A 14,545-nucleotide genomic window follows, 5' to 3' on the forward strand; every position below is an offset into this window, starting at 1 on the left:
CCACCATATTCATACGTTATGCGTATAACCGTTTTACCACCACGGTGTCTACCGTGCCATCCCGTATTAGTAAAAAATGCACTCACACTATATCTGAGGAAATCCTAATGAACCGTCATTCTCAACCGTTATATATCGCACGCTGGATAATTTTCGTGCTGGCGCTGGGGGCGGGATTCAGCGTGGCCGCCATCTACTACGCACAGCCTCTGCTGCCATTAATGGGCAGCGATCTGCATTTAACCATCAACGGGATGGGACTGGTCCCCACGCTCACCCAGGCCGGTTATGCGCTGGGCATTCTGTTTTTACTGCCGCTGGGAGACCGTTACGACAGACGCCGTCTCATTCTGGCAAAATGTGCCGCCCTTGCACTGCTGCTTCTGGCCTGTAGTTTTACCTCGCAGCTTTCGGCACTGCTGGCCGTCAGTTTGCTACTGGGGATGGCCGCCACGATGGCACAGGACATTGTCCCGGCAGCAGCCATTCTTGCGCCTGAAGGTAAACAGGGGAAAACCGTCGGTACCGTAATGACTGGTTTGTTACTCGGTATTCTGCTCTCCCGTACCGTCAGTGGTTTTGTTGGGGCCGCTTTCGGTTGGCGGGTTATGTTTCAGTTGGCGGCCGCGAGCATTACATTCATCGGCACGTTGATGTGGTTTGTGTTGCCGCGTTTCGCCATTCATTCAACCCTGAGCTACCCACAGCTGATGAAATCCATGGCGCACCTGTGGCAGCGCTACCCTGCCCTACGCCGTGCTGCGTTCGCGCAGGGCTTTTTATCCATCGCCTTCAGCGCTTTCTGGTCCACACTGGCGGTGATGCTGCTGGAAAAATATCAGCTAGGTAGCGCGGTAGCCGGTACCTTTGGGATCGCAGGTGCTGCGGGTGCATTAGCAGCCCCGCTGGCTGGTGGGCTGGCTGATAAAGTCGGTGCAGAGAAAGTCACACAACTCGGTGCAGCACTTGTCTCCGTCTCGTTCGCACTGATGTTCGTTCTGCCTTTCGTACCGACACATGCCCAGTTAGTGATTATTGCGCTGGCCGCCGTTGGTTTTGACCTGGGTCTGCAATCAAGCCTGGTCGCTCACCAGAATCTGGTATACGGACTGGAACCCCAGGCGCGTGGTCGCCTGAACGCATTGCTGTTCACCGTTGTGTTTATCGGAATGGCGTTGGGTTCTGCACTAGGCAGTAAAGTTTACTCCGTAGCAGGTTGGTCAGGCGTGGTAGCGCTGGCAACGCTGACCGGATTGATAGCCCTGGTCATTCGCCTCGTGGACAATCGTCGTCTGCAGGCTGCGGCAAGAAATGTCGGATAAAAAAAAGCCCGCGCCGGAAGCCGGTGCGGGCATACCGACCCTGTCCAGTTTCAAGACAGGGCCAAAGCGAAGATTACTTATTGAGTTGGAACAGCGACATGCCTTGCATGTCGCTAAATGCTTTATAGGATGCCTGCAATGCCGTCTGCTGCATGGTGTAAGACGAAATGGCAGAACTCCAGTCCACATTCACCAAATCACTCATCTGTTGTGTCAGACTCAGCGAGCGATCATCACCCAATGAGTCCAGCTTATCCAGCTCATCAAGCTGGGTACCGAGTTCAGCACGAACGGTCAGCACGTTGTTAAGCGAGTTACGCAAACCACGGTTCGCTTTATCCAGCGCGGCTGTTGAGGTTGCCTTGGCTGTCTCGTCATCACCGACGGGCACTTTCAAAGCTGCAATCGCCTCGTCGAGCATTTCAAAAACGTTGCTCGGTATCGAGCCATCAGGCTCTGCCACCGCGTTGCTGGTGACGCTGTCGAATACCTGAGCCCCCGTATGGGCAATCACCATGGTACGCGCTGAATCCACCTTCTGAGTAATCGCTTCAGTACCGCCGTTGTACGCACCGTTAGTGGTATCAAAAGGCGCATCACTGGTTTTGTAGCCACCAAAGATATAGCGACCATTACCGTCTGTGCTGTTTGCCAGGTTCATCAACTGATCGCGGATGCCTTGCAGCTCCGTTGCCACTGATGCACGGTCGTCATCACTCAACGAGCCGTTCCCCGCTTTAACGATGGTGGACTGTGCTGCCGTCACGGTGGTGGTCACCTGACTCAGCACGCTTTCTTCCAGAGAGATTTTCTGGTTAGCAAAGGTACGCGCCGTTTTGTACTGTTCGTTCTGCTGCTGCGCCTGTGAAACAACGACTGCCTGAGAGGCCGCGATCGGGTCATCAGAAGGGCGGTTCACGCGCAGCCCGGTAGACATTTGCTCGCCGTACGCCAACCACTTAGTTTGTGAGTTGGTAATACCACGCATGTTTTGTTCATACATCATCTGTGTACTGATACGCATCATTCACCTCTTACTTAGCGTATGTTCAGTAACGCATCAAACAGCGTGCTGGCAGTCTGCAGCACCTGTGCGTTGGCGAGATAATACTGCTGGAAGCGCTGCAGATTACCGTACTCTTCATCCAGGTTAACGCCGGAGATGGACTGCTGCTGATTACTCAACTGCGTGACCACATTTTCCTGCGTCGTACTGCTACTTTTCAGCGTCGAAGTCGTTGTACCAATGGTACTGATCAAAGAAGCATAAGAATCGTTGAAGGTCTTAGAGCCCCCCACAACCTTCGCGCTCTGCAAATCCAGCAAAGCCTGACCGTTTTTGTTGTCGCTCTCACCGGACGTCGCACTGGCTGCCATGGCAATTTTCGACTCATCGGTTATCAGCACGTCCATATTGATGATCGCGTTGGCCACCGGTTTCACGGTGAAGCTGTCGTTCTTCGCTGCGGTACCTGAAACCGTGATTTTCAGACCTTCAAACTCCAGTACACCACCGGTTTCCGTTGCCGCAAAAGAGGTGTTATCGGAAAGGCGGGTTACGCTCCAGCCGGAATCTGTTTTGGTTAACTTATAGTCCGTCGCTTTCACGTCGCTACTACTGGTCACTTCCGCAGTCATGGTTGCAGTGCCAGTGTTTTTCGCATTGCTCAGCGTGGTCGGGTCACCAATCTTAAAGAAATCTGTACCCTGAGTGCCGTCAACGTCATAGCCAGCAGTGTGTTGCTTGTTGAACGCGTCAACAAAAGTCAGCGCCAGTTGCCCCAGGGTATTACGGGTTTGATCAAGATCCTGTGAACGGAACGTCAACAGACCGCCGAGTGAACCACTGGTCAGTAGTTTTTCAGGGATCTCAATATTACCCGCGGTGTTATCTACATAGGCAACAGTGGTACGCCCAGGATCGGCACTGGAAGGAACTGCCGCCAGCTGACGTGCAGTACTCCCCTGCACCAACGTATAACCATTGGCCATGGTTACGTTATAGGTGCTGCCATCTTGAACACTTACCTCTACGCCGACAATCTTATTCAATTCACTGACCAACTGGTCACGCTGATCGAGCAGGTTGTTCGGGGATGCACCACCGCCCACGCCAGTCAGTCGCGAAATCTGGTCATTCAGATTGGCTATCTGTGTGGTGTAGCTGTTGATCTGGTCAACACTCGACGAGATCGAAATATTAATTTGTTTGTCCTGGTCACGCAGATACTGGTCGGTAACCTGAAACTGGTTAACTAACGCATCGGCTTTACCCAGAAGGCTCTGACGAGATGCCGGATCTTCCGCATTACTCACCAGCGTCTGCAGGCTGGAGAAGAAACCTTGCAGGGAGGTCGACAAGGAGTTCGTGGTACTGGAGACCATGTCGTTGATTTTTGACATCTGCTCATAGCGCGAGGTCAGCCCACTGCTCTGCGTCTGCGCTGCACGAAGCTGATTGGTAATAAACGAATCATATTCACGCTGCACGCCAGAAACATATGCACCGTTACCCACCCAACCTCCTGCACCCAGCGTACTGTTGGCGGCAGAAATGATCGTCGTCTGGCGGTTGTAACCCGTCACGTTATAACTGGAAATGTTATTACTGGTGGTACTCAGTGCCGCCTGGGCTGCACTCAGGCCGCTCATGGCGCTGTTAATCAAGCTGGACATGGAGGTTCCTTATTAACTTTTAAGACATAAGTCCTGTTAACGATTATCGGCAACCTTGAGCTGAACTTGAGCCGTTTCAGAACAGATTTTCAATATCATTGCTGTACGCTTTGCTGACCTTCTCACCCATAGATTTAAGTTGCTGAATCATGGAGGTGAGTTTTTGCGCGTATTTAGGATCCGTGGCATACCCAGCGCTCTGCAACGCCTGAGCGCCCTGCTCTGCGGTTGCAGCATTGGTGACGGCCGCATAGCGTGGGTTTTTAGTGAGGATGCCTACATAATCCGAGAGTGCTTCCAGGTAAGAGCTGTAGACACGGAACTTAGCTTTCACTTTTTTGGCTTCGCCATTCTCAAACTCGGTGGTCATAATTTCGGTCACCGGACCTTTCCAGTTTGAAGTGGCCTTCACACCAAACAGGTTGAAGCTTGGCTCGCCATTTTCGCGTTTGATCTGGCGTTGCCCCCAACCGGATTCCAGTGCCGCCTGGGCAAGGATCAGGTGGTGAGGGACGCCGCTCTGCTGGCTGGCAAGGCGCGCAGGCAAGGAGAGTTGAGCGAGGAAGTCTTTGCTGTCCCCGCTCATCGGTTCATCGTCGTTATCAAGTGCTCGTGGCAGCGCTTTGCGAACCATCTGCGTCAGCGCCTGATTTTGATAAGTATTGACCGTTTCCAGATCAAACTTCATCGGCACCTGCTGCACCTGATCGCCAGGATCAACCGGCGCCTGACCATCCGTCATCTGCTTAACCATCATTTCAGCCAGACCCAACCCTTTTCCGGCCGTCATCTGCTGAGCAATCTGTTGGTCATACATGCTGGTGTACAGCCGTGTCGAATCACTGCTGAACAGACCGTCTTTCGGCAAAGCTTCGCGCATGCTTTTTAGCATCATTTGCACGAACATCCCTTCCACCTGACGGGCCACTGGCCGGATATTGGCCTGCGGATCCTGTCCGGCTTTGGTTTTGAGCTCATTGAGGGATTGCGCATCCCAGGCTGCACTTGCATTCAGACGGCCATCAGTCAGCATCAGATGATCTCCAGCTTGGCGCGTAAGCAACCCGCACTCTGCATTGATTGCAGGATAGACATCAGATCAATCGGTGTCGCACCAAGGGCGTTCAACGCACGCACAACGCTGTTCAGATTGGCACTGGAACGAATGCTCTGCAGTGAACCACCGCTCTGGCGAAGATCGATTTGCGTTTGTGGCGTAACAACCGTCTGACCGCCACCAAACGGCGTATTTGGCTGGCTGACGTTTGCAGACTGGTTCACCGTCACGGACAGATTACCCTGTGCAACCGCGCAGGTATCCAGCGTCACTTCGCGGTTCATGACCACGGAGCCCGTTCGGGAGTTAATGACGATTTTGGCATCCTGAGGCGCGGTCCCGACTTCCAGGTTCTGGATATCGGCCAGCATACGGACCTGGGAGCTGCCACCTTGTGGCACACGAATTTGTACGGTACGGGCATCCAGTGCAGTTGCACCGCCCATACCACGGCGGTTCACCGTATCGGCAATCAACTGTGCCATGGTGAAGTCATCCTGATTGAGCTGCAGGTTAATGGTATTGCCGTTACCGAATTGAGACGGCAGTTCACGTTCAATCACCGCGCCGCCAGTGATACGACCACCGTTGAGTTGGTTAACCGCCACGCTGCTGCCCCCCGCAGATGCTCCAGCGCCACCGACCAGGATATTCCCCTGGGCCAGCGCATAAACCTGGCTGTCCACCCCTTTAAGCGGCGTCATCAACAGCGTACCGCCGCGCAGGCTTTTGGCGTTACCCATTGAGGAAACAACCACGTCAATGCTTTGCCCCTGGCGTCCAAAAGCAGGTAACTGGGCCGTCACCATCACCGACGCGACATTTTTTAACTGCATATTGGTGCCGGCAGGAACGGTGATCCCCATCTGCGACAACATGTTGTTAATACTTTGGGTAGTGAATGGTGTTTGCGTCGTCTGGTCGCCCGTCCCATCAAGACCGACCACCAGACCATAACCAATTAAGGAGTTTTCACGTACGCCCTGTACAGTGGTGAGATCCCGGATACGCTCAGCCTGGGCGACAGTCGCCAGCAGAATCAACGCAAGTCCAGTCAGATATCTAAACATAATTCACCCCGGTTACATCGGCGATAAGTTAAGGAAGAAACGCTGCAGCCAGCCCATGTTCTGCGCTTCGTTAATGTAGCCATTGCCGACATATTCGATGCGCGCGTCCGCCACCTGAGTGGAAGGAACTGTGTTGCTGCCGCTGATGGTGCGTGGATTCACGACACCCGAGAAGCGGATGAACTCAGTGCCCTGATTAATGGCGATCTGTTTTTCACCCACGACATGTAAATTGCCGTTGATCAGCACCTGGTCGACCGTCACGGTCAAGGTGCCACTGAAGGTGTTGCTGGCGTTTGCGCCACCTTTACCGTTAAAGGAGTTACTGCCTGAGCTGGAGAGATCCGCACGGGCGTTACCAAACAGTCCTTCGAGATAGCGTGGCGTGGTATCCATACCGAAGCTGCTCTTGCCATCACGGCTGGCGTTAGCCGATGAGCTTTTGCTCGCACTGACATTTTCTTGCAGAACCAACGTCAGCGTGTCGCCCACATTACGCGGACGTCTGTCTTCAAACAGCGGCTGATAGCCATAGTTAATCGGCTGCGCGGTTTGGTAAATAGAACCATTGACCACAGGAACAGGGCCTGGCATTGGTTGGGCGGTGGTTGCGCCCTGCACCAGCGGAGTTGAAGGAACCCAGGCACACCCGGATAAGGTGGCAGCCAGTAAAGCCAAAACAGGGTAACGGCCGGTGCTGATTTTTTGCATCACATTCATCTTCGAAATCAGGGTTCCGGCGCGGTATGAATGACCGCGCCGGAATGCGCCTTAGAGTTGCGTCAGTTTCTGCAGCATCTGATCGGTAGTGGATACCGCTTTGCTGTTGATTTCATACGCACGCTGTACCTGGATCATATTCACCAGTTCTTCAGCCACGTTAACGTTCGAGGTTTCCACATAACCTTGATACAACAACCCTGCCCCATTCAGGCCAGGCGTGGTATCGTTTGGCGCACCCGAAGATTGGGTTTCGATATACAGGTTTTCACCGATACTCTCGAGTCCCGTGTCGTTCATAAAAGTCGTCAGGTTTAACTGGCCAACCTGCACCGCAGCCGCAGCACCTTGCTGGGTGGCACTTACCACACCGTCACGACCAATGGTAATGCTAAGCGTGTTTGCAGGAATGGTGATCGCTGGCTGAACCTGGAAGCCACCCGCCGTAACTAACTGGCCATTCTGGTCAACCTGGAATGAACCATCACGGGTATATGCAGACGTTCCATCCGGCAGCAGCACCTGGAAAAAGCCCTGGCCTTTGATTGCCACGTCTTTGCTGTTGTTGGTCTGAGACAAGTTGCCCTGGCTATGAAGACGTTCAGTCGCCACGGGACGCACACCCGTACCAATCTGCAAACCCGAAGGTAGCGTAGTCTGTTCGGAAGACTGAGCGCCGGGCTGACGAATAGTCTGATAAAGCAAATCTTCAAATACCGCACGCTGACGCTTAAACCCGTTGGTGCTTACGTTCGCCAGGTTGTTGGCGATGACATCCATATTGGTTTGCTGCGCATCAAGGCCGGTTTTAGCGATCCATAATGAACTGATCATAAGAAATCCTGTTTATTAGGTCAGAGACAGCAACTGGTTGGCGCGCTGCGCATTTTCATCAACGCTGCCAATCACTTTCATTTGCATCTCAAATCGGCGGGCGCTGGCGATCATATCCGCCATTGCTTCTACCGGTTTAACGTTACTGCCTTCCAGCACACCCGACATCACGCGGATGGTCGGGTCAGGCTGCAAAACCTGTCCACGCGTGGCTCGTGCGGTCTGGTTCAGGCGGAATAAACCGTCATCACCACGAACCACTTCGCTGCCCTGCGCTTTTACCAGTTTCAGCTTACCTACCGGTGATACCGTGTTCGGCGGATCGCCCGCGGTCAAAGCAGAAATCGTACCGTCAGCGGCGATGGTCACTTGCGAACCTTCCGGTACAGCAATAGGACCGGCTTCACCGATAACTGGCTGTCCGCCGATCGTTAGCTGTCCCGTCGGCGTGACCTGGATATTACCGTTACGGGTATAGCCTTCGCTGCCATCTTTACCCTGAACGGCCAGCCAGCCGTCCTGTTGCATAGCCACGTCGAGTGGACGCCCTGTATAGTTCATTTCGCCCGGCGTCATATCGGCACCAGGTGTCGATGCAATGACCAGTGTACGGGTCGGCACCGACATCCCCTGAACCGGTACCGCGCGCAACGCATTCAACTGCGCGCGAAAACCCGGGGTTGAAGCATTTGCGAGGTTGCTGGCGGTGACAGCCTGCTGGTTCAGCGTCTGGCTCGCTGCGCCCATCGCGGTATATATTGCGTGATCCATTAGGCCATCCCGTCAGGCGATTAACGCAAGTTAACCAGGGTATTAAGGATCTGATCCTGGGTTTTGATGGTCTGCGCGTTCGACTGATAGTTACGTTGCGCGACGATCATGTTCACCAGCTCTTTACTCAGATCCACGTTGGACGCTTCCAGCGCACCGTTGGTCAGGGTACCGAAAGTACCTGTACCCGCAGCACCCAGCAGCGCAACACCTGAAGCCGTAGTTTCAGACCAGACGTTATCACCTTCAGATTTCAGGCCTTCGTTGTTGGAGAAACTCGCCAACACAATCTGACCCAGCAACTGAGTCTGTTCGTTGGAGTACTTGCCCACAACAGTGCCATCATCATTAATGGTGTAGCTCACCATCGAACCAGGTTTGTAACCATTCTGAGTCGTCGTCACGGCTGCGCTGACGCCCACGTTCTGCTGCATAGAACCCTGGAAGCTCAGTGAGAATGTTGCCGGGGTCGCGCCACTCACAGCGCCAGTGGTGACGTTGATGGCTGGTGTCGTGTTCGCTGTAGTGTTCAGTACATAGGTTTCAGGCGTGGTACCCTGAGCATCCCAGTTGTTAACCGCTTGTAAATTACCATTCGCATCGAAGGTCATCTGAGCTGCTTTTACCGCAGTCGAACCAGTTACACTGGTATCCTGGGTATACACATCCCACTTGTTATCCCCTGTTTTAACGTAGTAAACGTTCATGTCATGGGAGTTACCCTGAGAGTCATAAACGGTCACTGGCGATTTCTTGCTGTAGCTGTTGGCGTCAGTCGGGTCAAAGGTCGTGACGGTCGGCAGGGCATCAGATGAGTTAAGGTTCATCTGCATTGTCGCAGTGGTGGTGGTTTTCGCCGACATCAGTGTGCTGGAAATGTTGATAGGCACTGGGTTACCACCCGTCTGGATAGTCGGAGGAGTACCGGTTGCCGCGTAGCCCGTCACAGACATCCCCTGCATGTTAACCAGGTTACGGTTAGCATCCAGAGTGAACTGACCATTACGGCTGTAGTAAACAGAACCGTTGCTGTCCGTTAAACGGAAGAAACCGCTCTGACTGATGGCTACGTCCAGACCACGACCGGTACTGGTAGTTGTACCGTCGTTAAAGTCCTGAGTAATACCCGCTACTTTAACGCCCAGACCAACTTTAGATCCTGCAAACATGTCTGCGAAAGACGCTGTACTGGATTTAAAGCCATAGGTGGCGGAGTTGGCGATGTTGTTACCAATAAGATCGAGGTTAGTGGCTGCAGCATTTAAACCGCTGACCGCTTGTGAAAAGGCCATGACTTACTCCTGATAAGTGTTAAGGCTTAAATAATCTGCCGAACATCGTCGAGCGTAGTATTACCGTAAGTACCGAGATCTAAGGTACTGCCAGTAGAAGTACGAGTTACACCTTGAACCAATGCATATTGCAAAGGTTGAGCAACCAACTGCGTCGTGCCGGAGGACGCAGCAATAGAAACTTTGTATGAACCGTCTGGCGCCGCAGAGCCATCGGTGAGTTTGCCATCCCAGGAAAAAGTATGAACACCAGCGCTGAGTGCACCGATTTCGATAGTACGCACCACGGTGCCATCTTTGTTGGTGATGGTAGCGGTCACTTTGTCAGACGCTTGTGACAACTCAACGCCAAATGGGGTGGTCGTAGAATTGCCTGCCAGCACCGTTGTGCCCGGGATCATCACACCATGACCGATTAAGGCACTGGCCTGTACGGACTGATTGTTATCAATCTGACCGGAGATTGACCCCAGGGTGGTGTTGAGTTTTTCGATACCATTCAGCGTACTGATTTGCGCAAGCTGCGAAGTCAGTTCGTTGTTCTGTAATGGGTTGGTTGGGTCCTGGTTTTTCAGCTGGGCAACCAGCAGAGTCAGGAAGCTACTTTGCAGGTCCGATGCGCTGCTTGTGGTCAGCGAAGAAGAACTGCTACTGCTGCTGGTGGAGCTGACACTGCTGCTTGTTGTGTCATTCACATTTACGGCGATAGACATTGACGTCTCCTTTACTGGCCGAGAGTGAGCGTTTTGAGCATCATGCTCTTAACGGTATTGAGCACTTCAACGTTTGCCTGGTAACTGCGTGAGGCGGACATGCTGTTCACCATTTCGCCCACGACGTCAACGTTAGGCATTTTGACGTAGCCATTGTTGTCCGCCAGAGGATTACCCGGCTCATAAACCAATTTGTCTGGCGCCTGGCTTTCAACAACTTCAGCGACTTTTACGCCACCGGTTGCCTGACCAGGTGCAGCATCAACCTGAAAGACGACCTGTTTTGCACGATAGGGTTGACCATCAGGCCCCGTCACGCTGTCGGCGTTGGCCAGGTTACTGGCCGCCACGTTCAGACGTTTGGACTGTGCAGTCAGTGCAGAACCGGCAACATCAAAGATATTCAGTAGTGCCATCTATTAGTTCCCCTGTAGCACGCTGAGCATGCTCTTAATCTGCCCGCCAAGCACGGTCAGACCCGTCTGGTATTTCACGCCATTGTCTGCAAATTGCGTACGCTCACGGTCCATATCGACGGTGTTACCATCCAGGGAAGGCTGGTCGGGAATGCGATATAACAATTCGGTAGACGACGTAGAGGCAGCCTGTGCCGGAATATGGCGGCTGGAAGTCAATGCCAGCGAAACGCCGTTTGTCTCAGGACGACCACGCTCCATGACTTTTTTAAGCTCACTGGAAAAATCCAGATCGCGAGCCTGAAACCCTGGGGTATCGGCGTTGGCGATGTTCGCGGCCAGGATTTCCTGGCGCTTAGCGCTCAGGTTCAGCGCTTCTTGCTGGAACCGTAACGCGGCATCAAGTTTATCGAGCATGACTTCCCCGCTGATGAGAATTATTTAGTCAATAGCTTAAATCTCATTACGTGCGCGTTATCGTCAGAATAAGAGCAAAATGCGTCGCTATTTATTGCGTTGATAGATTTGCTCCCCGGTTAGAATCCTGTCATCCCTTCCACAGGCAGGAGTCTGCGATGAACAACTTAAAAATCGGTTTAGCCGCAGTCTTGCTGTTATTAAGCCCTTATCTGTTTGCACAGGACCTCAATGCGCAGCTGACTGCATTTTTCACGCAGCGTCTGATGGGCCTGAGTGATGAAGTGGTGGTAAAAGTACGCACGCCACAAAATCTTCTTCCTGCCTGCGAGCAACCTGCATTGAATGTGACGGGTAGTGCCAAACTGTGGGGCAACATCAATGTTCTGGCGATGTGTGGAAACGAAAAGCGTTATTTGCAAGTGAACGTTCAGGCGACGGGAAACTATGTGGTAGCAGCGCAGACCATTGCCCGAGGCAGTTCGCTGGAACCCGGTACTGTCAAACTCGCCCGGGGTAGACTCGACCAATTGCCACCAAAAACAATGCTCGATATTGCGCAGGCACAAGACTCGATCAGTCTGCGCGATTTAGCCCCAGGGCAACCCGTGCAGCTTACTCTTCTTCGCCAGGCGTGGCGGGTTAAAGCAGGTCAGCGGGTACAGGTCATTGCCAATGGTGAAGGCTTTAGTGTAAACAGTGAAGGTCAGGCGCTAAACAATGCCGCGGTGGCACAGAATGCCCGGGTTCGCATGGCGTCAGGTCAGATTGTCAGTGGGACGGTGGGGGCTGATGGGAATATTCTTATTAATCTATAATCTTTTTAAAGAAATTGCGGTGACTGCCGATAAATAAGCAACGACTGAAGATTGGAAGCCCCCAAACGCCGGGAAACCTCACTGAGGAAACATTATGAGCATTGATCGTACATCGCCTTTAAAACCGGTTAGCACCGTACAACCGCGTGAAGCCAGTGAAACACAGGCCCAAAAAGTACGCCAGGAAAAATCAGCGACAACCAACAGCACCAACGTCACTATCAGTGACGCGCAGGCCAAACTGATTCAGCCGGGTTCAAATGATATTAATATGGAACGCGTTGAGCAGTTAAAAACCGCGATCCGCAATGGCGAGCTGAAAATGGACACTGGCAAAATTGCCGATGCCTTGATCAGTGACGTGCAGAGTTACTTACAGAGTAAATAATTGATGAATGGACTGTCAGACATTCTTGATCAAATGACAGTTATCCTGAACGCGTTAAAAGACGTGATGGATGCTGAGCAAAAACAGCTTTCCGTAGGCCACATCAATGGCAGCGCGTTACAGCGCATTACGGAAGAAAAAAGCTCATTGCTCGCTACTCTGGATTATCTTGAGCAGCAACGCCGCGCAGCACAAAACGTGCAGCAGAGCGCGAACGATGATGTGGCAGGTCGCTGGCAAATTATCACTAAAAAAACGCAACATTTGCGCGATCTGAACCAACACAACGGCTGGTTACTTGAAGGGCAAATTGCTCTAAACCAGAAGGCGCTTGAAGTGCTGAAACCTCACCAGGAACCTGGTCTCTATGGTGCAGATGGTCAGACATTCTCGGGCGCACGCGGCGGCAAAAAGATTTCCATTTAAACGTAGACGTATTCAGTAAAACGAGCGGGAGTCGCCAGTCTGGCAGACTCCCTTTTGTGCTTATATTGTCCGACGAGCAAACTCTTTCACTCTGAACCCCAGCAGCGCCAGAGTGGCGAAGTAGGCCACAACACCCACTATCACAACCGCCATCAGACGCATGATCCGGTGTGCCATGTTACCGTCCGCCCATTCCGGCATGATGTACAGCATTCCCACCAATGCCGCAGACATGACCAGCACTGCCACAACCAAACGCGTCAGGAAACTGCCCCACCCGGCTTGCGGGGTAAAAATGTTCTGTTTGCGTAACTGCCAGTAGAGCAGACCGGCGTTAAGGCAGGCCGCAAGGCCAATCGACAGTGACAGTCCTGCATGTTTCAGCGGTCCAATAAAGGCCAGGTTCATCAGCTGCGTCATGACCAGGGTGACAATGGCAATCTTGACCGGGGTTTTGATGTCCTGACGGGAGTAGAACCCCGGCGCAAGCACCTTCACCACAATGATTCCCATAAGACCGACGGAGTAAGCCACCAGCGCGTGCTGGGTCATCAGTGCATCAAACGCCGTGAATTTCCCGTACTGGAATAGCGAAACGGTTAGTGGTTTTGCCAGAATACCTAAAGCCACGGCACTTGGCAGCGCCAGCAGGAAGCACAGGCGTAATCCCCAGTCCATTAAGCGGCAATACTCATCATGATTACCACTGGCGAAACTGCGTGACAGCGACGGCAGCAAAATCGTCCCTAACGCGACACCCAGTACGCCTGACGGGAATTCCATCAGGCGGTCAGCGTAGTACATCCAGGAGACCGAACCGGAAACCAGGAAAGAGGCAAAAATGGTATTAATGATGAGGGAGATCTGACTCACCGACACACCAAGGATCGCTGGCCCCATCTGTTTAACGACCCGCATTGCACCCGCATCACGAAAATTAACGCGCGGCAGCACCAGCATGCCAATCTTCTTCAGATGCGGCAGTTGATAGACCAGTTGCAGCACGCCCCCCACCGTTACCGCCCAGGCCAGTGCCAGTACGGGCGGGTGGAAGTAAGGCGCACCAAAGAGTGCAAAGCCAATCATGCTGATGTTCAGGAAGGTCGGGGCAAACGCTGGAACGGAAAAACGGTTCCACGTATTGAGAATGGCTCCCGCCAGTGAGGCCAGCGAGATAAGCAGAATATAAGGAAAGGTAATTTTGAGCAGTTGCGACGTCAGGGCAAATTTATCTGCCGTATCGGCAAATCCGGGAGCCGTGACCAGGATTACCCAGGGCGCAGCCAGCATACCTGCAACGGTGACAACCGCCAGTACCAGCGTCAACAAGCCTGAGACATAAGCCACAAACACCCGGGTAGCATCTTCACCCTGTTTGCTTTTGTACTCAGCAAGAATAGGTACAAAAGCCTGAGAAAAAGCGCCTTCCGCAAAAATGCGGCGCAGAAGATTGGGTAATTTAAAGGCAACAAAAAAGGCATCGGTCGCCATACCTGCGCCAAATACCCTTGCCACAATGGCATCGCGCGCAAAACCCAGCACGCGAGAAAACATGGTCATTGAACTGACCGCAGCCAGCGATTTTAATAAATTCATTTGAGGTTCCATAAGGCACAACGCCTGCA

The 14,545-nt window shown here is 52.9% G+C and carries 16 protein-coding genes; 4 read left to right on the forward strand and 12 right to left on the reverse strand.

Annotation, left to right across the window (positions count from 1 at the left end; translation table 11 throughout):
- Nucleotides 1–107 precede the first annotated feature (107 nt).
- Nucleotides 108–1,322 carry an MFS transporter gene (locus tag AC5JPW_RS05530; protein ID WP_494238752.1) on the forward strand — a complete coding sequence of 405 codons (1,215 nt, stop codon included), beginning with the start codon at nt 108–110 and terminating at the stop codon, nt 1,320–1,322.
- 73 nt (nt 1,323–1,395) lie between these two features.
- Here the strand turns inward: AC5JPW_RS05530 and flgL are convergent, their stop codons facing one another.
- From flgL to flgB, 11 genes are all read right to left on the reverse strand, one after another.
- Nucleotides 1,396–2,346, reverse strand: coding sequence for a flagellar hook-associated protein FlgL (gene flgL, locus AC5JPW_RS05535; RefSeq protein ID WP_494238753.1), 951 nt, complete (start codon nt 2,344–2,346; stop codon nt 1,396–1,398).
- A gap of 14 nt (nt 2,347–2,360) precedes the next feature.
- Entirely contained in the window at nt 2,361–3,998 is a 1,638-nt protein-coding gene (gene flgK, locus AC5JPW_RS05540) for a flagellar hook-associated protein FlgK (protein ID WP_494238754.1), read from the reverse strand.
- Between the two features lie 76 nt (nt 3,999–4,074).
- Entirely contained in the window at nt 4,075–5,031 is a 957-nt protein-coding gene (gene flgJ / locus AC5JPW_RS05545) for a flagellar assembly peptidoglycan hydrolase FlgJ (RefSeq protein ID WP_494238755.1), read from the reverse strand.
- Nucleotides 5,031–6,125: a flagellar basal body P-ring protein FlgI gene (locus AC5JPW_RS05550; protein ID WP_494238756.1), complete on the reverse strand. Its 1,095-nt coding sequence runs from the start codon at nt 6,123–6,125 to the stop codon at nt 5,031–5,033. The genes flgJ and AC5JPW_RS05550 overlap by 1 nt, the downstream gene beginning before the upstream one ends.
- 12 nt (nt 6,126–6,137) lie before the next feature.
- The gene (locus AC5JPW_RS05555) at nt 6,138–6,836 is read right to left on the reverse strand and encodes a flagellar basal body L-ring protein FlgH (protein WP_494238758.1); all 699 of its coding nucleotides are present in this window, start codon (nt 6,834–6,836) and stop codon (nt 6,138–6,140) included.
- A gap of 60 nt (nt 6,837–6,896) precedes the next feature.
- Nucleotides 6,897–7,679 carry a flagellar basal-body rod protein FlgG gene (flgG, locus tag AC5JPW_RS05560; protein WP_494238760.1) on the reverse strand — a complete coding sequence of 261 codons (783 nt, stop codon included), beginning with the start codon at nt 7,677–7,679 and terminating at the stop codon, nt 6,897–6,899.
- A 15-nt stretch (nt 7,680–7,694) separates the two neighbouring features.
- Nucleotides 7,695–8,450, reverse strand: a complete 756-nt coding sequence (locus AC5JPW_RS05565) for a flagellar basal body rod protein FlgF (RefSeq protein ID WP_494238761.1) — start codon at nt 8,448–8,450, stop codon at nt 7,695–7,697.
- Between the two features lie 20 nt (nt 8,451–8,470).
- Nucleotides 8,471–9,742: a flagellar hook protein FlgE gene (gene flgE, locus AC5JPW_RS05570; protein WP_494238763.1), complete on the reverse strand. Its 1,272-nt coding sequence runs from the start codon at nt 9,740–9,742 to the stop codon at nt 8,471–8,473.
- Nucleotides 9,743–9,768: 26 nt separating this feature from the next.
- Entirely contained in the window at nt 9,769–10,455 is a 687-nt protein-coding gene (flgD, locus tag AC5JPW_RS05575) for a flagellar hook assembly protein FlgD (protein ID WP_494238764.1), read from the reverse strand.
- 11 nt (nt 10,456–10,466) lie between these two features.
- Complete coding sequence (gene flgC / locus AC5JPW_RS05580; protein ID WP_494238766.1) at nt 10,467–10,871, reverse strand: flagellar basal body rod protein FlgC; 405 nt, start codon at nt 10,869–10,871, stop codon at nt 10,467–10,469.
- Nucleotides 10,872–10,874: 3 nt separating this feature from the next.
- Nucleotides 10,875–11,288 carry a flagellar basal body rod protein FlgB gene (flgB, locus tag AC5JPW_RS05585; protein WP_494238768.1) on the reverse strand — a complete coding sequence of 138 codons (414 nt, stop codon included), beginning with the start codon at nt 11,286–11,288 and terminating at the stop codon, nt 10,875–10,877.
- A 158-nt stretch (nt 11,289–11,446) separates the two neighbouring features.
- Here flgB and flgA point away from each other — a divergent pair, with 158 nt between their 5' ends.
- The 3 genes from flgA (at nt 11,447) to flgN (ending at nt 12,920) form a co-directional block, all read left to right on the forward strand.
- Entirely contained in the window at nt 11,447–12,106 is a 660-nt protein-coding gene (gene flgA, locus AC5JPW_RS05590) for a flagellar basal body P-ring formation chaperone FlgA (protein ID WP_494238769.1), read from the forward strand.
- 94 nt (nt 12,107–12,200) lie between these two features.
- A complete protein-coding gene (flgM, locus tag AC5JPW_RS05595; RefSeq protein ID WP_494238770.1) occupies nt 12,201–12,494 on the forward strand; it encodes a flagellar biosynthesis anti-sigma factor FlgM in 294 nt (97 codons plus the stop codon).
- A 3-nt stretch (nt 12,495–12,497) separates the two neighbouring features.
- Nucleotides 12,498–12,920, forward strand: coding sequence for a flagella biosynthesis chaperone FlgN (gene flgN, locus AC5JPW_RS05600; protein WP_494238772.1), 423 nt, complete (start codon nt 12,498–12,500; stop codon nt 12,918–12,920).
- Between the two features lie 60 nt (nt 12,921–12,980).
- Here flgN and murJ read toward each other — a convergent pair whose 3' ends face one another.
- Entirely contained in the window at nt 12,981–14,516 is a 1,536-nt protein-coding gene (gene murJ / locus AC5JPW_RS05605) for a murein biosynthesis integral membrane protein MurJ (protein ID WP_494238773.1), read from the reverse strand.
- Nucleotides 14,517–14,545: the final 29 nt, after the last annotated feature.

It is taken from the genome of Phytobacter sp., from assembly GCF_059074235.1.